Origin of the sequence: Burkholderia sp. Nafp2/4-1b, assembly GCF_003635165.1 — a bacterium.
Lineage (GTDB): Bacteria > Pseudomonadota > Gammaproteobacteria > Burkholderiales > Burkholderiaceae > Burkholderia.
Window position 1 is genome coordinate 138,531 of record NZ_ML058622.1, and the last position, 17,933, is coordinate 156,463.

Annotated in this window: 16 protein-coding genes and 2 pseudogenes; 6 read left to right on the plus strand and 12 right to left on the minus strand. The window is 68.0% G+C overall.

What is annotated here, in order from left to right; genetic code table 11:
• Nucleotides 1-68: 68 nt before the first annotated feature.
• Both C7H84_RS29525 and C7H84_RS29530 read right to left on the minus strand, forming a co-directional pair.
• Nucleotides 69-1,253 carry an amidohydrolase family protein gene (locus tag C7H84_RS29525; RefSeq protein ID WP_121862103.1) on the minus strand — a complete coding sequence of 395 codons (1,185 nt, stop codon included), beginning with the start codon at nucleotides 1,251-1,253 and terminating at the stop codon, nucleotides 69-71.
• Between the two features lie 91 nt (nucleotides 1,254-1,344).
• Entirely contained in the window at nucleotides 1,345-2,544 is a 1,200-nt protein-coding gene (locus C7H84_RS29530; protein WP_121862104.1) for an amidohydrolase family protein, read from the minus strand.
• Between C7H84_RS29530 and C7H84_RS29535 the strand changes: the two genes are divergently transcribed.
• Both C7H84_RS29535 and C7H84_RS29540 read left to right on the plus strand, forming a co-directional pair.
• Nucleotides 2,479-3,150, plus strand: coding sequence for a hypothetical protein (locus C7H84_RS29535; RefSeq protein WP_162999396.1), 672 nt, complete (start codon nucleotides 2,479-2,481; stop codon nucleotides 3,148-3,150). The two genes, C7H84_RS29530 and C7H84_RS29535, sit on opposite strands and share 66 nt — an antisense overlap.
• Nucleotides 3,147-3,761, plus strand: coding sequence for a glycine zipper 2TM domain-containing protein (locus tag C7H84_RS29540; protein WP_121862106.1), 615 nt, complete (start codon nucleotides 3,147-3,149; stop codon nucleotides 3,759-3,761). Before C7H84_RS29535 ends, C7H84_RS29540 begins: the two co-directional genes overlap by 4 nt.
• Here C7H84_RS29540 and C7H84_RS36610 read toward each other — a convergent pair.
• On the minus strand, nucleotides 3,733-3,990 hold the full coding sequence (locus C7H84_RS36610) for a hypothetical protein (RefSeq protein ID WP_162999404.1): 258 nt from the start codon (nucleotides 3,988-3,990) through the stop codon (nucleotides 3,733-3,735). The genes C7H84_RS29540 and C7H84_RS36610 overlap by 29 nt on opposite strands.
• A 334-nt stretch (nucleotides 3,991-4,324) precedes the next feature.
• Here C7H84_RS36610 and C7H84_RS29550 point away from each other — a divergent pair, with 334 nt between their 5' ends.
• Nucleotides 4,325-4,831: a GNAT family N-acetyltransferase gene (locus C7H84_RS29550; protein ID WP_121862108.1), complete on the plus strand. Its 507-nt coding sequence runs from the start codon at nucleotides 4,325-4,327 to the stop codon at nucleotides 4,829-4,831.
• Between the two features lie 80 nt (nucleotides 4,832-4,911).
• On the opposite strand, the pseudogene C7H84_RS37260 reads toward C7H84_RS29550, so the two are convergent.
• Nucleotides 4,912-5,070: pseudogene (locus tag C7H84_RS37260) on the minus strand (glycoside hydrolase family 28); the annotation flags it as partial.
• Between the two features lie 340 nt (nucleotides 5,071-5,410).
• Between C7H84_RS37260 and C7H84_RS29560 the strand changes: the two are divergent.
• Nucleotides 5,411-6,769, plus strand: coding sequence for an aspartate aminotransferase family protein (locus C7H84_RS29560; RefSeq protein ID WP_121862109.1), 1,359 nt, complete (start codon nucleotides 5,411-5,413; stop codon nucleotides 6,767-6,769).
• 216 nt (nucleotides 6,770-6,985) lie between these two features.
• On the opposite strand, the gene C7H84_RS29565 is transcribed toward C7H84_RS29560, so the two are convergent.
• Genes C7H84_RS29565 through C7H84_RS29585 form a run of 5 tightly spaced genes read right to left on the minus strand, consistent with a single transcriptional unit; the run spans nucleotide 6,986 to nucleotide 13,029 of the window.
• On the minus strand, nucleotides 6,986-8,281 hold the full coding sequence (locus C7H84_RS29565; RefSeq protein WP_205611474.1) for a serine hydrolase: 1,296 nt from the start codon (nucleotides 8,279-8,281) through the stop codon (nucleotides 6,986-6,988).
• Nucleotides 8,281-9,477 carry a serine hydrolase gene (locus C7H84_RS29570; RefSeq protein ID WP_121862110.1) on the minus strand — a complete coding sequence of 399 codons (1,197 nt, stop codon included), beginning with the start codon at nucleotides 9,475-9,477 and terminating at the stop codon, nucleotides 8,281-8,283. Before C7H84_RS29570 ends, C7H84_RS29565 begins: the two co-directional genes overlap by 1 nt.
• Before the next feature lie 58 nt (nucleotides 9,478-9,535).
• Nucleotides 9,536-10,951 carry a dihydropyrimidinase gene (gene hydA, locus C7H84_RS29575; RefSeq protein ID WP_121862111.1) on the minus strand — a complete coding sequence of 472 codons (1,416 nt, stop codon included), beginning with the start codon at nucleotides 10,949-10,951 and terminating at the stop codon, nucleotides 9,536-9,538.
• Nucleotides 10,952-10,961: 10 nt separating this feature from the next.
• Nucleotides 10,962-11,690 (minus strand): aspartate/glutamate racemase family protein, encoded by a 729-nt coding sequence (locus C7H84_RS29580; protein WP_121862112.1) that lies wholly within the window; start codon nucleotides 11,688-11,690, stop codon nucleotides 10,962-10,964.
• Nucleotides 11,691-11,742: 52 nt separating this feature from the next.
• Nucleotides 11,743-13,029, minus strand: a complete 1,287-nt coding sequence (locus C7H84_RS29585) for an MFS transporter (protein WP_121862113.1) — start codon at nucleotides 13,027-13,029, stop codon at nucleotides 11,743-11,745.
• 173 nt (nucleotides 13,030-13,202) lie between these two features.
• Between C7H84_RS29585 and C7H84_RS29590 the strand changes: the two genes are divergently transcribed.
• Together C7H84_RS29590 and C7H84_RS37265 are read left to right on the plus strand one after the other, a co-directional pair.
• Entirely contained in the window at nucleotides 13,203-13,916 is a 714-nt protein-coding gene (locus C7H84_RS29590) for a GntR family transcriptional regulator (RefSeq protein ID WP_121862114.1), read from the plus strand.
• Between the two features lie 77 nt (nucleotides 13,917-13,993).
• Nucleotides 13,994-14,101, plus strand: a pseudogene (locus C7H84_RS37265) (AsnC family transcriptional regulator); the annotation flags it as partial.
• Between the two features lie 60 nt (nucleotides 14,102-14,161).
• Here the strand turns inward: C7H84_RS37265 and C7H84_RS29600 are convergent.
• The 3 genes from C7H84_RS29600 to C7H84_RS29610 all read right to left on the minus strand — a co-directional run bounded on the left by C7H84_RS29600 (nucleotide 14,162) and on the right by C7H84_RS29610 (nucleotide 17,892).
• Nucleotides 14,162-14,779, minus strand: a complete 618-nt coding sequence (locus tag C7H84_RS29600) for a 3'-5' exonuclease (protein WP_121862115.1) — start codon at nucleotides 14,777-14,779, stop codon at nucleotides 14,162-14,164.
• A 206-nt stretch (nucleotides 14,780-14,985) separates the two neighbouring features.
• On the minus strand, nucleotides 14,986-16,710 hold the full coding sequence (locus C7H84_RS29605; protein WP_121862116.1) for a tannase/feruloyl esterase family alpha/beta hydrolase: 1,725 nt from the start codon (nucleotides 16,708-16,710) through the stop codon (nucleotides 14,986-14,988).
• 33 nt (nucleotides 16,711-16,743) lie between these two features.
• Nucleotides 16,744-17,892 carry a porin gene (locus tag C7H84_RS29610; RefSeq protein ID WP_121862117.1) on the minus strand — a complete coding sequence of 383 codons (1,149 nt, stop codon included), beginning with the start codon at nucleotides 17,890-17,892 and terminating at the stop codon, nucleotides 16,744-16,746.
• Nucleotides 17,893-17,933: the final 41 nt, after the last annotated feature.

The following is a 17,933-nucleotide window of genomic DNA, read 5'->3' on the forward strand; positions in this document are numbered from 1 at the left end:
ATCGCATGCGTCGTCTCTCGAAAGATCAGGCTGAAAGCAGCCCGATCATCTCCGGGGCAATGCAGCGCTCAGATGAGCGCGCCGTTGCGCGCGACGATCTTCCCCGACGACACCACGAGCCGTCGCGTCGGCCGCGCGACGACGGCCTCGGCGAACGTCAGCGCATCGACGAGCACGACGTCCGCACGCTTGCCCGCTTCCAGTCCGTAGTCGCCGAAGCCGCAACCGCGTGCCGCGCTGTGCGTCACGCAGTCGAGCGCGACTTCGAGCGCGTCGTCACGGCGGAAATCGTTGCGCATGCCGATCAGCATCGCGCGTTCGAGCATGTCGGGCGAACCGTACGGCGTCCACGTGTCGCGCACGCCGTCGTTGCCGCCGATCACGGTCACGCCGGCCGCGCGGCACGCAATGACCGACGGCACCGGCACCGCGGCCGGCGCGGTCGTGACGATCGCGATGCCGAGCTCGGCCATTCGCGCGAGCAGCGCATCGCGCTCGCGGTCGGCGATATCGCCGAGGCAGAAGCCGTGGCTGATCGTGACCTTGCCGTGCATGCCGAGCGCGGCCGTGCGCTGCAGGATCAGGTCGAGCGAGTACGCGCCCATCGAGCCGCGCTCGTGCAGGTGCAGATCGAGCCCGCGGCCGTGGCGCTCGGCGATCCCGAACAGCACGTCCACCGCCTCGACCGGATCGCCTTCGATCGCGCACGGGTCGAGGCCGCCGAGCAGGTCGGCGCCCGCCGCCAGCGCGTCGGACAACAGCGCGGCCGTACCGGGCCGCTTCAACACGCCCGACTGCGGAAACGCGACGATCTGGATTTCCACCTGGCCGCGCAGCGTCTCGCGCGTCGCGAGCACGCCGTGCAGGTGCCGCAGCCCGGCTTCGGTGTCGACGTCGACGTGCGTGCGGATGCGCGTCGTGCCGGCCGCGAGAAACGCGCGCGACAGCGCGAGCGACGCGGCGCCCGCATCGTGGCCGCTCGTCGCGCGGTAGCTTCGCTCGTTCTCGATGCGGTCGACGAGGCGCGACCCCACCGCGTTGCGATACCACGGCATCCCCCAGTGGGTCTTGTCGAGGTGCGTGTGGCCTTCGACGAGGCCGGGCAGCGCGAGCGCGCCCGCGCCTTCCTCGATCGCACAGCCGGCCGGCGCGTCGAGCGACGGGCCGACGCGCGCGATGCGGTCGCCTTCGATCAGGATGTCGAGCGATTCGTCGGCGTGGGTGCGGACGTTGCGGATCAGCAGGTTCGTCATGTCGGTTCCGGGGTGGTCGGTCAGTCGGTGAGTCAGTGAGTCGGTCAGTTCCAGGCCGTCGCGATGCACGCACCGCAACGGCGGTCGTCCGTTATCGATTGAAACGCAGCGCCGGTGCAAACGGCGCGCCGGTATCGCTTTCGCCGCGCCGGAACACCCAGCGTTCGGCCGGCACGCCGGCGACGGCAGCCGCCGCGTTCGGCGCGCGCACGGCGACGAAGCTCGCGTCGCAACCGACGGCAATGCCGTAGTCGGCCTTGCCGATCGCGCGTGCACCGGCGTGCGTCGCCATGTCGAGCGCGATGCCAAGCGCTTCGTCGGTGTAGAAGCCCGAGCGGTAGCCGACCATCATCGCGCGCTGCAGCATGTCGCCGTTGCCGTACGGCCACCACGCGTCGCGAATGTTGTCGTTGCCGGCGAACACGTGCACGCCCGCATCGCGCAGCTGCCGCACCGGCGGGAATGCGCAGTCGCCCGGCGCGTTGGTCAGGATCGACACGCCGGCGTCGGCGAGTGCCGCGGCCACACGCTCGACGTCGCCGTGATCGACCTGGCCGAGCGCATATGCATGGCTCACGTTCACGCGTCCGCCGAGGCCCGTCGCACGCGTGCGCGCCGCGATCCGCAGCAGTTGCTCGATCCCGGTGTCGCCCGGCTCGTGCAGGTGGATATCGATCTTCACGCCGCGCTTCTCGGCAATGCCGAACACGATGTCGAGCTGGCCATCCGCATCGCCGTCGAGCGTCGTCGGATCGATCCCGCCAACCACGTCCGCGCCTTCGCGCACGGCGGCATCGAGGATCGCGGCGGTGCCCGGGCACGTCACCACGCCGGCCTGCGGGAACGCGACCAGTTCGATGTCGACGATCCCGCGCCACTGTTCGCGCGCGGCCATCACGGCATGCATGTTCGACAGGCCCGTCGTTGCATCGACGTCGACGTGGCTGCGCATCGCGATCGTGCCGAACGCGGCGGCCTGCTCGATCAGCGCGTTCGCACGCTCGACGATCGGGGGCGCGGCCGCGAGCTGGCGCTTCTCGACCGCGAGCCGCTCGCGCAGTGAGCCGACCGGTTCGTGCGGCACCCAGCGATCGCCGACGAAGCTCTTGTCGAGATGGATGTGGCCGTCGACGAAGCCAGGCAGCACGACGCGGCCGCCGAGATCGATCGTTTGCGCGCCGGGCGCGGCGGTGCAGTCGGCACCGATCGCGACGAAGCGTCCGTCATGGACGACGAGGTTGATGGGCCGGCCGCCGGCATCGACGGCGTTGGTGAAAAAACGATCGGTCATGAATCGAAATGGAGGTGGTGCGGTCGCTGCGCGACGCAGGCGCGGACACGGGAAGGAACCGCGGGCGGCACGGCGCGACCGTTGGCAGGGAATGCGGCCACGATATCGGACGGGCCGGCCAGTGGCCAATTAAATGTCGCGATGCCGCGCATTCGATTTCGCGATGTGCGGCGCGGATGCCCGCGTGGGCTGGAGCCGCGATGGGGCGCAATCGCCGCGGAATCGACGGAAACGCCGACGGTTGCGCAACGGCTGCGGCGCTGGAACGTGGCGTGCGAAGGCCCGTTTGTGCCGCTGCAGAACGCCGCTTTCGCGGTCCAGCGCGCGTGTGCACAACGGGCGCGGCGCCGGAACGCGGGCGTGCAAATGCGAGCTCCGCCGCTGCCGCGTGCCGCCTCCGCGCTCCCGTCCGGGCCGGATTTGCACGGCGATTTGCGCAGCGATTTGCACGTCGACTCGCACGCCGATTTGCGCGGCAACAGACTTTACACGTTGTTACCCGGCCGCACCGGACGCGCATTCACCCTTTCCTTATACTCACGCCGAGTTCGCCACCCGTCCCGGAATTCGTCGGCGAACACGTTGCCGATGCAGGAACAATCATGATGCGCATGCCTTCCACGAAGACCGTTCTGTTCGCCTCGCTCGTCGCCGTGGCGGCGCTTCCGCTCACCGCCTGTGTCGCGCCGGGTTACTACGGCGCGCAACCAGGCTATCCGCAGCAGCAATACGCGACGCCCGGCTACGCGCAGCCCGCGTACTCTCAACCGGGCTACGTGCAGCCGCAGCAGCCGGCGTATCCGAACCAGGCGCCGCAGTACGATCAGTACGGCAACCCGCAGCCGTACGGCGGCCAGTACGGCAACGGCTACGGCACGCAATACGGCACCGTCGCGAACATCCAGCCGGTCAACGGCTCGGTCGGCACGTCGGGGGTCGCCGGCACCGTCGTCGGTGCACTGGTCGGCGGCCTGGTGGGCAACCAGTTCGGCCGCGGCCACGGCCGCGATGCGGCGACCGTGATCGGCGCGCTCGGCGGCGCCGTCGCCGGCAACCAGATCGGCCAGCAGATGGGCGCGGCCCAACCGCCGAGCAGCTACCGGATCGACGTGCGGGTCAGCGACGGCTCGACGCGCTCGTTCGACGTGCAGTCGCCCGGCGACCTGCGCCCGGGCGATCGCGTGCAGATCAACGGGAATCAGCTGTCGCGGTATTGATGCGAGTCGCGCGCGCCTGACCTGATCGGGCATCGGCGCGCCGGAAGGCGTGGCCATCGGCGCGATTGTCGAGCTGGCCGGTGCGGCGCTGCCGTATCTCGGCGGGCTCCATCACACACACCGCAGGCGCGACACGTATCACGCGCACTTCGTGCGCGCCGGCGCGGCAGCTGGCGCGCATCGCTTCATCTTCGGTCTCGTCGGTCGGCGCCGCATCGCTGTCGCGCACGACACTGCACCATCACTTCCCGCATCTCGCATTTCGCCCCCGGGCCGGCCGCGCGTCGAACGCGGCAACAGGTATGCGCTCGTCCGGTTCGCTTCCATGTGCCTATGTGCTGCGCCGCGCGCGCGATTGCCACCGGTTCGTCACACCCACGCTCATCGATGGCCCGTGCGGCATCGCGTCTGCCATTCACACGTCGGTAACGTGCTTCACGGGTGCCGATGCGGCTCGTCGATCGCACAAGCAAATGCACGCGTTTCCCCTTAGCATTGTCGATGCACTGCCGCCCATCGCGCCGCAGATTCGCAATCCCGGCAAGCCAACAACAACCCGACCGATGACCACGATCCGCCTGCTCGACGCCGCCGATGCGGCGCAATTCCAGTCCGTCCGCCTGCGCGCGGTCGACACGTCGCCGACTTCGTTCCTGCCGACGCGCGACGAAGAAGCCGGCGTGTCGGTCGACGAATTCGCGACGCGCATCGCGCCCACGCACATGCAGGCCGTGTTCGGCGCCTTCGACGGCAACACGCTCGTCGGCATCACCGGCGTACGCCGCGATGCGCGGGCCAAGGTCGCGCACAAGGCGACGATCTGGGGCGTTTTCGTCGACCCCGCGTATCGCGGGCACGGCATCGCGCAAGCGCTGCTCGATCACGCGACCGCGCATGCGTCGCAAGCGTGGCAATGCACGCAACTGATGCTGTGCGTCAACGAGATCAACGGCACCGCGGAACGGCTGTACGCATCGCAAGGGTTCGTCCGGTTCGGCACCGAACCGCGCTCGCTGTTCGTCGACGGCCGCTTCTACGACGAACACCACATGGTCAAGACGCTGGCTTGACGCGTCCGTCTTCCGCTTCGCGTTCGCGTGCGTCGCCGGCCGCACGCGAACGCTCGCGCGCCCCGCCCCGTCACGTCACGTCACCGCTTGTCGGTGATCGTCGTGTTGACCACCTGCCCGGTAATCGTCACGTTCGTCAGCGTCATCGCGCTCACGTTGAACGCATAGACCGGCCCCGGCGACGTGACGGCTGGCGTGCCCGACGCGACCGGCGTGCCGAATTCACGAACGGCGACGGTGGACGGCCATGGGGCACGCCTTCAGTAGTTGGGGTATCGATGCGCCGCGCCAGATGGGCCCCCGTTCATACGTCGTCGTACTACATTTGCGCAGTCTGGACGCGATCGAAGCCTCGGATGCATTTGTCGTTTTACCCTGCTCTCATGAAGCAATGCGACATATGTGGGCGCACACTCACATTCTTGGCGCGGAACCAAGACATAAGTTGTCGTATCTTTATGCGCACAAACTTCATGTCCACCAAATACGCGGTCGAGTCCGAATCGACCGCGCGCGGGGAATATGACAAGCTCGCGGAGGCCTTGCCCGTCCATTCAATCCCCGTCACAGGAGCCACAATTGCAGACCCGCCACGGAGTCGACCTCACCCGCGCCCGCGCACTGTTCGATCGCGAGCGCCGTGCATTCACCGAAGCCATGCCGACATCCCGCGCGTTGTCCGCGGAAGCGGCCGAGCACCTGCTCTTCGGTGTGCCGTTGCACTGGATGCAGGACTGGTCGACGCCGTTCTCGCTGGTCGTGAAGGAAGCGCGCGGCGCCACGTTCATCGACGTCGACGGGCACCGTTACGCGGACTTCTGCCTCGGCGACACCGGCGCGATGTTCGGCCATGCGCCCGAGCCGGTCGCGCGCGCACTCGCCGAGCAGGCGACGCGCGGCTACACGACGATGCTGCCGAGCGAGGATTCCGCCTGGGTGTCGCGTGAACTCGCGCGCCGCTTCAAGCTGCCGGTCTGGCAGTTCGCGCTGAGCGCGAGCGACGCGAACCGCTTCGTGCTGCGCTGGGCGCGCGCGGCCACCGGCCGCAACACGATCGTCGTGTTCAACGGCTGCTATCACGGCACGGTCGACGACGTGTTCGTCGATCTCGTCGACGGCCGCCCGGTGCAGCGCGACAGCCTGCTCGGACAATCGTACGACCTGCTCGCGAACACGCGCGTGGTCGAGTTCAACGATCTCGACGCGCTCGAAGCGGCGCTGAAGGATGGCGACGTCGCATGCGTGCTCGCCGAGCCCGCGATGACGAACATTGGCATGGTGCTCCCGGAGCCCGGCTTCTGGGATGCCGCACGGGAACTGACGCGCCGCTACGGCACGCTGCTCGTGATCGACGAAACGCACACGATCAGCAGCGGGCCCGGCGGTTACGCGGCCGTGCACGGCCTCGAACCGGACGCACTGGTGGTCGGCAAGCCGATCGCCGGCGGCGTGCCGTGTGCGGTGTACGGATTCAGCGCCAAATTCGCCGAACGCGCGAAGCAGGCGAAGCTGAACGCGCCGCCCGGCCATTCCGGGATCGGCACCACGCTCACCGCGAACATGCTGGCGATGCATGCGATGCGCGCGACGCTCGCCGAAGTCGCGACCGATGCCGCGTATGCGCACATGTTCGAACTGGCCGCGCGGCTCGCGACCGGGCTCGAACAGGCGATCGCGAAACACGGGCTGCCGTGGTGCGTGACGCGCATCGGCGCGCGCACCGAGTTTCAGTTCAGCGCGACCCCGCCGCGCAACGGCACGGTCGCGGGCGAACAGCTCGACAGCGAGCTGGAGCACATCGTGCATCTGTATCTGCTGAACCGCGGCGTACTGATCACGCCGTTCCACAACATGATGCTCGTGTGTCCGCAGACGACGGCCGACAACGTCGACACGCTCGTCGCGCAGTTCGACGCGTGCGCGGGGGAATTGGTGTGACGCGATGCACCGCGCGTCCGGCTCGCCCGCAGCGGCGGTGCCGGACGCACGCCCCCGGGAGCCCGCGCTCACTTCAAGTTCGCCGAGCAGCGCCGCACGCGTATCGCCGCGGCTACTTCGGCAGATCCGTCGGATCGATCCGCATGCGCGGCACACCCGCGGAGCGCGCACTCACTTCCAGCTCCACACGCCGCGCCCCCGCGCGTATCGCCGCGGCTACTTCGGCAGATCCGTCGGATCGACTTGCGTACCGGGCACACCCGCAGTGCGCGCACTCACTTCCAGTTCCTCGCGCAGCGCCGCACGCGTATCGCCGCCACCGGCACCCTGCCCCGACGCCCGCCCGCCATCGAGCGCCGGCAGGATGTAGCCATTCACCATCCGGCGGAACAGCTTCACGTTCTCCGCATCGCGCAGCCCGCCGTCCACCGGCAGCACGCCGGTCATCACGATCACCATATTGCGCTTCGGCAGCACCGTGATGAATTGCCCCTTGAAGCCCATCGCGTCGAATTCCGGCTCGCTATCGACGATGTTGTTGATCCACCAGTAGTAGCCGAAATGCGGCGACACGCGCGGCGCCGTCATCTGCGCGATCCACGTTTGCGGGACGACCTGCTTGCCCTGCCAGCGCCCGCCTTCGAGCACGAGCATGCCGATCTTCGCCATGTCGACCGCGCGCAGCCGCAGCCCCCAGCCGGCCGACACGAGCCCCGTGCGGTCCGCACGCTCCCACGCCGCGCGCTTCATGTCGAGCGGCGCGAACAGATGCGTCTGCGCATAGCGCTCGACGGGTTCGCCAGCCGCGGCGCTCAACATCGCCGACGCGAGGATCGGGTTCACGTCGGTGTACTCGAACGCGCTGCCCGGCGCGATCTTCGGCGTGGCCGATGCGGCGAGCTTCAGCCGGTCCGGCGCGGTGTAGTAGATCGGATCGTCCTTCGGGCTGAAGTCGTAATGCAGGCCGCTCGACATCGACAGTACGTGCTTGAACGCGATGCCGTGCTTGTCCGCGAGCATGCCGCCGAGGTCGGGGCGCAACGCGGCGAGCCGCACGGCCACCGGCTCGTCGAGCTGCACGGTGCCCTGATCCACCAGGATGCCCGCGACGAGCGACGTCACGGCCTTCGTCACCGAGTACAGCTCGAAAGTCGAATCGCGCGACGCGTTCGCACCGTAGCGCTCGAAGATCAGCTTCCCCTCCTTCACGACGAGCAGGCTGTACACGTCGAGCTTCTGCTCGCGGATCCAGCGCGACAGGTCGACGAGCTTGCGCGAATCGACGCCGGCGTCTTCGGGCGCGGCGGCCGCGATACCGGTTTCATGCAGCGGCGGCAACGCGTCGACCGCGTGCGCCGCGGACAGCACCGGCACCGATGCCGACGCCAGCGTACCGCCGCCGATCAGCAACGCCGCCACCCGCGCGAGCAGCCGGCGCATGAAAGGCGCGGCGGGCCGCCGTGCATCGGGATGCCATGCAGGCGAGCGATCGAATACGTTCGTGATCCTCATCAAAGCTCCGGTGCATCATTGAATGCTGCGACGGTCCCGGGCACGCCCTTCGTCTGCCGGCTGCGCGCGAGTTCGTCGCGCAGCGCCTGCGTGGCAGCCGCGCTTTCGACCGGCGGCTGCGCGGGCGTGAGCGCCGGCAGGATGTAATCGCCGATCATTCGCCGATACAGGTTCAGGTAGGTCGCGTCGCGCAAGCCGCCGTCGGTCGGCAGCAGGCTCGTCATCACGACGACCGCGCGCTGCGCGGGCAGCACCGTGATGAACTGCCCCTTGAAGCCCATTGCGCCGAATTCCGGCGTGCCATGCTCGACGACGTGGCTGATCCAGCAGTAGTAACCGTAATCGGCCGCGGCCGGCGACGGCGTCGTCATCTGCCGGACCCAGCCGGCCGGCACGATCTGCTGGCCGTTCCAGCGGCCCTGGTCGAGCAGCAGCATACCGAGCTTCGCCATGTCGAGCGCGCGCAGCCGCAACCCCCAGCCGCCCGCCACCGCGCCGGTGCCGTCCGCACCGCTCCAGCGGTAATGCGCGAAGCCGAGCGGCTCGAACAGCCGCTTGCGCGCGAAGTCGTCCTCGCGCTCGCCCGCGGCGATCGATACCGCCGTGCCGGCCAGCACCGGGTTCACGTCGATGTAGTCGAAATGCGTGCCGGGCGGCTGCGCGGCGCGGCTCGTCACCGCGACGTGCAGCCGGTCGGGCGCGTCGTAGTACAGCGGATCGGTGCCTTCGCGCGTCGTGTAGCGCAGTCCGCTCGACATCGACATCAGGTGCCGCAACTCGATGTGCTGCTTGTCCGCGAGTTCGCTCGCGAGGTCGGGGCGCGCGGCCGCGATCAGCGGCGCGACCTTCGTCGACGGGCCGAGCTTGCCCTCTCCGTCGAGAATGCCGGCGAGCAGCGCGGTGATCGTCTTCGTCACCGAATACAGCTCGTAGTTGTTGTCGCGCGCGAGGCCGTCGCCGTAGCGCTCGAACACGATCTTGCCGTCCTTCACGACGACGAGGCTGCGCACGTCCATTTGGTCGCGGCGCAGCCATTCGGACAGCCGCACGAGCGGCGCCGAATCGACGCCGACCGACTCGGGCACGACGCTCGGCGGGTCTCGCGGCGTGCCGCCGGCCGCGAGCGCCGGGCCGCCGCACGTTCCGGCGACGATCGCGGCAGCCGCGATGCCGCGCATTGCGTGGGAAACGCTCATGCTTGCTCCTGTTGAAACCGCGCCCGCTGCGTGGAGCGGCCGCTCACATCGATGGACGTCAATCGAGGCACGGCTTGCCGGCCGGCAGGAACTGCCCGCGCCCCGGTGGAGCCGCCAGCAGCCGGCCGTCCTCGACCAGCAGGTCGCCGCGCGACAGGCAATGACGCGGCCAGCCCGTCACCTCGATCCCTTCATAAGGCGTGTAGTCGACCGCATGATGCAACGATGCATTCGCGATCCGCACGCGCTTGTCGGGATCCCACACGACGATATCCGCATCGGCGCCGACCGCGATCGTCCCCTTGCGCGGATACAGCCCGTACAGCTTCGCGGGCCGCAGCGACGTCAGCTCGACGAACTGATGCAGCGACAGGTGCCCCTTGCGCACGCCGTCGAACAGCAGCGGCAGGCGCGTTTCGAGACCGGGAATTCCGTTCGGAATATGGTCGAACGACACGGCATGACCGCCCGGATGCTTGCCGCACGGATCGTCGTAGTTGAACGGCGCGTGGTCGGACGAGAATACCGAGAACACGCCCTGCTTCAACGCCTTCCACACGGCCTGCTGGTTGGCCGGATCGCGCGGCGGCGGGCTGCATACGCACTTCGCGCCTTCGTAGCCGTCGTGACCGCCGTGGCCGAGATCGGTGGCGGTCAGGTACAGATACTGCGGGCACGTCTCAGCCAGAATCGGCAACCCGCGCGACTGCCCCCAGCGAATCTGCTCGATCGCCTCGGCGCCCGACACGTGCACGATCAGGATCGGCACGTCGACGAGTTCCGCGAACGCGATCGCGCGATGCGTCGCCTCGCGCTCGACCACGGATGGCCGTGCGTGTGCATGGAAGTGCGGCGCGGTGTGACCATCGCCGAGCAGCCGTTCGGTCAGCCAGCCGATGCAGTCCGAGTTCTCCGCATGCACCATCACGAGCGCGCCGTGCTCGCGCGCGACGGACAGTACGTCGAGCATCTGCCGGTCGTTCAGTTTCAGGTCGTCGTAGGTCATGTACACCTTGAACGACGTATAGCCGTTCGCGATCAGCCGCGGCAATTCCTCTGCCAGCACGTGCGGCGTCGGGTCCGCGACGATCAGGTGAAAACCGTAGTCGATCAGCGCGCGCCCTTCCGCGCGCCGGTGATAGTCGTCGACGGCCGCCTGCAGCGACTGCCCTTTCGCCTGCGCGGCGAACGGCACGACCGTGGTCGTGCCGCCGCACAGTGCGGAACGCGTGCCGGACAGGAAGTCGTCGGCCATCTTCAGCCCGTCGGGCATCGGCTGGTCGAGATGGCAGTGCGCATCGACGCCGCCCGGCATCACGAGCATTCCGGTCGCATCAAGCTCGCGCGGCGCGCGCGGCAGCCCGTGGCCGAGCATGGCCACGCGCCCCGCGCGAATGCCGATGTCGCACGAGAACCGGTCCGACGCCGTCACGACGTCCGCGTGACGGATCACGAAATCGAGATCGTTCGACATGGCGCGCGCCTCAGATCACGTCGCTGAAGAGACGCCCCCAGCCCTTCACCTGCCGCGTGTCGTAGTCGGCGAGCTGCAGCGACTTCCACACGACGGTCGAGATCGTGTCGTAGATCGGAATGCCCGTCTCTTCCTCGAGCGCGGGCACGAGGTGCGCGGCGTTGAGGTTCGTGCAGAAGATCGAGATCGCGCGCGGGCCGGCCTTCGCGACGTCGCGCACCATCCCGCCGATCTCGTCGCCGGTTACTTCGGAGAACGAGAAATTGACCTTCAGGTTCAGGTGACGCTCGGCGATGCAGTTCAGCCCGGAACGGCCGTAGTTGTCGATGATCTTCGTCTGCACGTCGTCGAGATACGGCGTGACGAGGCCGAACTCGTGTGCGTTGGTTTTCTTCAGGATCTCGTTGAGCGCGAGCACCGAAGTCGTGGCGGGTATACCGGTCGCGGCGGTGATCCGCTGGCACAGCCGCTCGTCGGCCTCGAAGCCGAGCCAGCCGGACGACGTGCCGTTCCACGCGATCACGTCGACCTTCGCGTCGGCGAGCAGCAGCGCGGCCTGGATGATCTTGTCGTCGTCGAACTGGCCGAGCGCCTGGCCCGACAGCGAGATCTCGGTGACGGGAAAGCGCGCGAAATGCGCGGACACGCCCGGCAGGCCGGCGACCATCGCGCTCGTCAGCGGTTCGAGCGACGTGTTGGACGAAGGGGTGAGCATGCCGAGCAGGGTACGTTTCTTCATGATGTGGGTTTCTCTCTACCAATGAATGCAATTAATGCCGTGAAAGGGGCGGTCAGACCGGGAGCTTGTTTTCGTAGTCGATCGCGCTGGAGCACACGAGCAGGCCGATGCCCGCCGCCGCGAACACCATCAGCGCAAGGAAGTAGGAACCGGTGAATTGCACGATCGCGCCGACGAGGATCGGCACGGTGATGCCGCCGAGGTTCATGAAGCCGCCGAGGAAGCCGATCTTGTTGCGCGTGCCGAGCGACGACGGGATGCACCAGTACAGCCCGCACCAGCGCAGGAAGAACAGCGTCGTCGACAGCAGCGCGACGCACACGACCGGATCCTTCACATACGCGACCGAGAAGATCGACATGGTCGCGATCACCGCGGCGATGCCGAACAGCGTGCGCATCACGACGTTCGGGCGCCCGCCCGCGGCCTTCCACTTGTCGGCGATCCAGCCGCCGAGCAGTTCGCCGACGAAGCCGCAGAAAAAGATGATGAAGGTCGAGCCGCCCATCTGCTTGATGTCGAAGCCGTGCACCTTGTGCAGGTAGTTCGGCATCCACGTGAGCAGCCCGTAGAACACGCTGTTGAAGCACATCCAGCCGAAGAACATGCACCACACCGAGCGGTACTCGAAGAAGTCGCGCGAACGGCCCGACGCACCGGCCGGCTCGGCCGCGAGGTCGCTCGCGTGCGACGCCTCGATGTAGTCGGCTTCGAGATCGTTGACGCCCGGATGCTCGCGCGGCGTGTTGCGGATGTAGTACCACGCGAGGAAGCCGGCGAGCACCGTGCCGACCCCGGCCACCGCGAACGCGAGCCGCCACGAGCCGAGCAGCGCGATCAGCCCGGCGATCAGCACCGCGCCCAGGGCCGCGCCGAGCGGCGCGCCGCCGTCGAGCAGCGTGGCGCCGCGGCCGCGCTCGGTCTGCGTCATCCAGATCGCGTTGAGCTTGCCGCCGGCCGGGTAGATCGGCGCTTCCGATGCGCCGAGGCCGAGGCGCGTGAGTAGCAGCGATGGCGCGTTCGTGCACAGCGCGGCGATCGCCTGGAAGAAGCCCCAGAACACGGTCGCCGTCGCGATCACGATGCGCGGCTTGAACCGGTCGGCCAGCATTCCGCCCGGGATCTGCATCACCGCGTAGGTCCAGAAAAACGAGCTGAGGATCAGACCCTCCATCGCTGGCCCGATGTTGAACTCCTGCGAGATGTAAGGCATGGCGACGGACAGCGACGCGCGATCGACGTAGTTGATCGCGATGAGGCTCAGCATGACGACGAATATCTTCCAGCGGACGGCGGACTTGCCGACCGTCAGGCCGGCGACACCGGAGGTTGAAGACATGGACGGACTCCACAGATGAACGAGGATGGTCGGGACGTCGCGCAACGTTGAGTCGAGTATAGGATTAGAAATTTATAATTACCGTTAGCGTAAACGCTTGGTTTGATTGAGATTGTTGTGTGTATATGATGACGCAGGGTAAGCCCCGATATCGTGATAAGCTTCCACACACCATGAGCCAGACACCCCGCAATCCCCTGCTTCTGCGCACGCGCGGCATGGCCGCCGAGATCGCCGCGCGCCTGCGCGTGATGATCGACGAGGGCGAATTGCCGCCCGGCGCGCGCATCGACGAAAAGGAACTGAGCCTCGCGTTCGACGTGTCGAAAACGCCGCTGCGCGAAGCGCTGAAGGTGCTCGTCGCGGAAGGCGCCGTCACGCATCGCCAGTACATCGGCTATCGCGTCGCGTCGATCGACATCGACGATCTCGTGTCGACGTTCGAGCTGCTGCACGGGCTGGAGGCGATGGCGGGAGAATTGCTGCGCAAGCGGATCGGCGCGTCGACGCTTGCCTCGCTACAGGCGAAGCACCGGCGGATGGTCGAGTGCCATGAAGCCGGCAAGCGGGTCGAATATTTCCGGCTGAACCAGCAGATCCATCAGATGATTATCGACGCGGCCGGCAACCCGGTGCTGTCGGGCGTCTATGCATCGCTGATGTCGAAGGTGCACCGCGCGCGCGGCGCCGCGAACGCGGACACGCTGCGCTGGGCCGAATCGCTGCACGAGCACGACGAGATCATGGCCGCGCTCGCCGATCCCGACCATGCGTTGCTGCCGCAGGTGCTGCGCAGCCATTCGGAGAACACCGCGCGCGAAGTGCTGGCGATCCTCGATCGCACCAGCACGGCCGACGCGCCGGGCAAGCGCGCCGCCGAAGCGTAACGCTTCGGCGATGTTTCGTCAGGGCCGCCGTGTTCCGGCGGCCTCATGCCCTGCTATGCCGCCTTGAACGCGCGCCGCTCGCGCGCGAGCTGTTCTTCGCGAACAACAACGTGAAGCGGTTCAAGACGCTGGTGAACATGAGCCGCGTGAAGGTCGGGCTCGAGGTGCCGGTGAATCCGGGCAAGCGAGCACCGACTCAAGGTGCCGATTGGATCCCGGCGAATGACGGCCGACGTCAGCCGCTATCAGCGCGCGCCGGCGGTCAACGAACCGAAGAACGTCGCGACCTTCGCCTTGCTCGTCGTCTGCAGCCGCGACATGAGCCCGTGATCGACGTGCCGCAGCCCGTAGGTCTCGCCGATGTCGCGCTGCAAGCGGCACCACAGGTGGCTCGCGATCTCCGCGTCGACCATCGCCCGGTGGGCGCGGCCCGTCTGCGGCAAGCGCAGCATGTCGGCGAGGCTCGACAGCCGGTGGCTTCGCGCGTCCGGATAGATGCGCCTGGAAACGAGCATCGTGCACGCGAACGCATGCTCGGCCGCCACCCCGAGCATCCCGAGCTCGGCCTGCCAGAACCGCTTGTCGAAGCCGGCGTTATGCGCGACGACCGGATGGCTGCCGACGAACGCGGCGGCTTCCTTCATGACCTTCGCCACCGGCGGCGCCGACGCGATCATCTCGTTCGTGATGCCGGTCAGCGCGACGACGTCGGACGGAATGCGGCGCCCTGCGTTCATCAGGCTCTGGTAACGGTCGACGATTTCGCCGTCGCGGAGAAGAATCACGGCGATTTCGGTCGCCCTGTCCCCCATGTTCGGAGAAAGCCCCGTTGTTTCGAAGTCGAGTACCGCTACGGTTTGCATGGTCGAATCGGAGGAAAGATGCGTGGCGCGGCACGTCGGTCAGGACGCGTCGCTCCGACGGAGAGGCGCCATAGTACATCCGGATGCGGCACCACCCGGAAAACGCCGTGGTCGAGCGTGCGACATCGCCGCTTCCCCAACCTTCCCGCCCGCCACAGCGAATGTACCGATGCGTGCGCGCATCGGTACATCCCCCTTCCTCTACATCAACGACAACTGAAGCTCGCCGCCGAATTCACGTCGCCCGACCCGTTGTAGCGTGCGACCTGCGGATACGGACACAGCGGCCGCGTGCGTCCGGCGCCCCACGACGACGGCACGTCCGCGTTCGGCACCGCGTTCGTCGTGTCGCGCGCGGTGGCAACGACCGCCGTCGGCGCCTGCCCCTGTTCGACCCACGCGACGAGCGGCGTCAGCATGTCGAACTGGTCGGCCGCCGGCCCGCCCGAGCAGTGGTTCATCCCCGGCACCGGATAGAAGCGCGCGAAGCTCGACGCATCGCCGCCGTTCGCCTGCGCGAGCCGCGCGTACCAGTCGGCGGTGTCGTTGAACGAGAACACCGGGTCGCCGGTGCCGTGATAGACGAGCATCTTCGCGCCGCGCGACTTCAGCGCGGCGAGGTTGGTCTCGTCGGGCGGCGTCATGAACGACCACGACGATTGCGTGTAGTCACTATTGGTCGCGAAGATCGCCGGCGCGTCATTGTCCATGTCGAAGCCGAGCGCGAAGCCGGCGAGGTTCGCGAGCGTCGAAGCGGTTTTCGGCGGCGTCATGAACGTGAACGCCATCGCGGCCGGGTCGAGCACGACGGAATTCGACTGCTTCCACGCGGCCCAGCCGGGGCCCGACATGCCTGGATCGTACGGAAAGCTCGCGTAGAGCGCCGTGCCCGCGCTGTTGCGTGCGCCCGCGAACACGTTCTCGAGCGCGCTCTTCTGCGCGGTGGTCAGGCACGCGCCGGTACGCGTGCCGTTCGCGCAGGTCGGGATGTCCGCTTCGACGCTGAAGTGCGCCTGGCACGAGGCGACGTCCTGCACCATCCCGTCGGTCGCGCCGTCGAGCGCATCACACTTGTCGAGGATCTTCGCGCCGACGAACTGGCGCTCCGTATCGGTGAAGCCGCTGCGGATATCGGGCAGCCCGTTCGTTCCGGTCGCCGACGCGATCTTCGCGAACTGCTGCGCGCCGTACATCTCGCCGATCGCCGCCTTCGGCAGATGGAAGCCCGGATCGCCCGCGACGATCCCGTCGTAGTCGCCCGGGTTGCGCACGGCCGTGACCATTGCGTGCCGGCCGCCGTTCGAGCAACCGCCGAAATAGCTGCGATCGGGCGTCTTCCCGTACGCGAGCCGGATCACCTGCTTCGCCATCGGCGTGAGCGCGTCGACGGCGCCGTAGCCGTAGTCGAGCCGCGCCTGCGGATCGAGGCCGAACAGCGGATTCTGCGCGGCGCTGTGCCCGGAATCCGAGCTGATCACCGCGAAGCCCATGTTCAGTGCGTCGGTGAGCGGCCCGCCGCCGCCGATCTCGCCGGTCGCGGTCATGACGTTGCCGTCGAGCCCGCCGTTCGCCTGGTAGAAGAAGCGGCCGTTCCATGCCTTCGGCAGCCGCATCTCGAAGCCGATCGCGTAGGTCTTGCCGTCCACCGCGCTCACGCGCTCGTTCATCTTCCCTTCGATCACGCAGTGCTCGGCGATCGGCTTGCCGGCCACCTTCAGCGCGCCGGCGGCCGCGGTCGTCACCGACGTGAACGACGTGTTCGCATACGACAGCTTCGCGGCGAGCGCGTCGCAGGTCTGCGTCATCGCGGCCGGCGTCGCGGCGCTGAGGTGGGTCGGCGCGGAGCTGACCGAATCGTCGCCGCCGCATCCGGCGAGCACGGCCGCAGCGGACAGCGGCGCAATACAGAGGAACGCAGATTTTCTGTTCACGGTATCTCCCGTTCAGTTCGTCGCGCCGATGGATCAGAACATGTGCCGCACGCCGACCATCGCGCCGAGCTGTCCCATTCCTGCGCCGGGCGTCGTGCCGGCCCCGCCGCCGCTGACCGCGTAGCGCGCATGCGCGCTGTTCCACAGATACGACGATTGCGCGTAGACGGCCGTGCGCTTGCTCAGCAGGTAGGTCGCGCGCAGCGTGGCCATCGTCGCGCGCGTGTCGTGCGCACTGTTGACGATCCGATAGCCTTCGCCGTCGACGATGAAGTCGGGCTTCACCGCATACGACGCGCCCAGGAAGAACAAGTCCGAATGCGCACCGGGCGCGGCCGGCGAGCCGGTCGACACGCGCCGCCCGATCCAGCCCGCGCCGATCTTCGCGCCGGCCGCCTGCGCATACGCGCTCACGTGCGTGCGCGCGTCCTTGCCGCCGCTGCTCGTGAAGGGGACGGGCGCCACGCCATCGAAGAAGTTCGCGGCCGCGCCGGTGCCGCCGCGCTGTTCCTCATACGACGCCGCCGCACCGAAATACGCGCTGTCGTACTTGAGCATCACCGACCAGTTGCGGCACTGCGTGGCATCGCCCGGCACCTGCCCCGCGCACGTGCCCTGCCCCGGCGAGTTGCCGGTGCCCGCGCCGTCGCGGCCGAACGAATACGCGGCGCCGAGCGTCACGCCGCGATACGTGCCGATGTAGGTCACCGCGTTGTCGGCGCGGCCATTCGGCACGTAGGCGTCGAACGAGCCGAGCCCGTAGATGTCGGGGCCGATGATGTCCGCGCCCTGCAACGCGAGATAGGTCATCGTGTACTGGCGGCCGAACGCGAGCGTGCCGAAGCCGCCCTTCAGCCCGACGAACGCCTGCCGCCCGAACAGCCGGCCGCCCTGCCCGAGATCGCCGCCGCGCACGTTGAAGCCGCTTTCGAGCGTGAACACCGCCTGGTAGCCGCCGCCGAGATCCTCGGCGCCGCGCAGGCCCCAGCGCGACGGCAGTTCGCCCGTCACGCCCGGCATCCGCACGACGTGATCGCCGGCCGCGTTCGCGTGCGACACGAACTCGACGCCCGTATCGATGATCCCGTACAGCGTCACGCTCGACTGCGCGTGCGCGCCCGGCGCGGCGAGCGCGCAGCACGCGCCGGCGGCCAGCAGGCCGTTCCTTGTCTTCGTCTTCATGTCGTTGCGTCTCCAGACCTTGAGTAAGCGCGCTCTGACGG

Excerpts from the sequence above, each read along its gene's own strand:
- C7H84_RS29525 (WP_121862103.1), bottom strand. The coding sequence starts at position 1,253 with ATGACGAACCTGCTGATCCGCAACGTCCGCACCCACGCCGACGAATCG.
- C7H84_RS29535 (WP_162999396.1), top strand. The coding sequence starts at position 2,479 with ATGGACGACGAGGTTGATGGGCCGGCCGCCGGCATCGACGGCGTTGGT.
- C7H84_RS29530 (WP_121862104.1), bottom strand. The coding sequence starts at position 2,544 with ATGACCGATCGTTTTTTCACCAACGCCGTCGATGCCGGCGGCCGGCCC.
- C7H84_RS29540 (WP_121862106.1), top strand. The coding sequence starts at position 3,147 with ATGATGCGCATGCCTTCCACGAAGACCGTTCTGTTCGCCTCGCTCGTC.
- C7H84_RS29550 (WP_121862108.1), top strand. The coding sequence starts at position 4,325 with ATGACCACGATCCGCCTGCTCGACGCCGCCGATGCGGCGCAATTCCAG.
- C7H84_RS29565 (WP_205611474.1), bottom strand. The coding sequence starts at position 8,281 with ATGAGGATCACGAACGTATTCGATCGCTCGCCTGCATGGCATCCCGAT.
- C7H84_RS29570 (WP_121862110.1), bottom strand. The coding sequence starts at position 9,477 with ATGAGCGTTTCCCACGCAATGCGCGGCATCGCGGCTGCCGCGATCGTC.
- hydA (WP_121862111.1), bottom strand. The coding sequence starts at position 10,951 with ATGTCGAACGATCTCGATTTCGTGATCCGTCACGCGGACGTCGTGACG.
- C7H84_RS29580 (WP_121862112.1), bottom strand. The coding sequence starts at position 11,690 with ATGAAGAAACGTACCCTGCTCGGCATGCTCACCCCTTCGTCCAACACG.
- C7H84_RS29585 (WP_121862113.1), bottom strand. The coding sequence starts at position 13,029 with ATGTCTTCAACCTCCGGTGTCGCCGGCCTGACGGTCGGCAAGTCCGCC.
- C7H84_RS29590 (WP_121862114.1), top strand. The coding sequence starts at position 13,203 with ATGAGCCAGACACCCCGCAATCCCCTGCTTCTGCGCACGCGCGGCATG.
- C7H84_RS29600 (WP_121862115.1), bottom strand. The coding sequence starts at position 14,779 with ATGCAAACCGTAGCGGTACTCGACTTCGAAACAACGGGGCTTTCTCCG.
- C7H84_RS29610 (WP_121862117.1), bottom strand. The coding sequence starts at position 17,892 with ATGAAGACGAAGACAAGGAACGGCCTGCTGGCCGCCGGCGCGTGCTGC.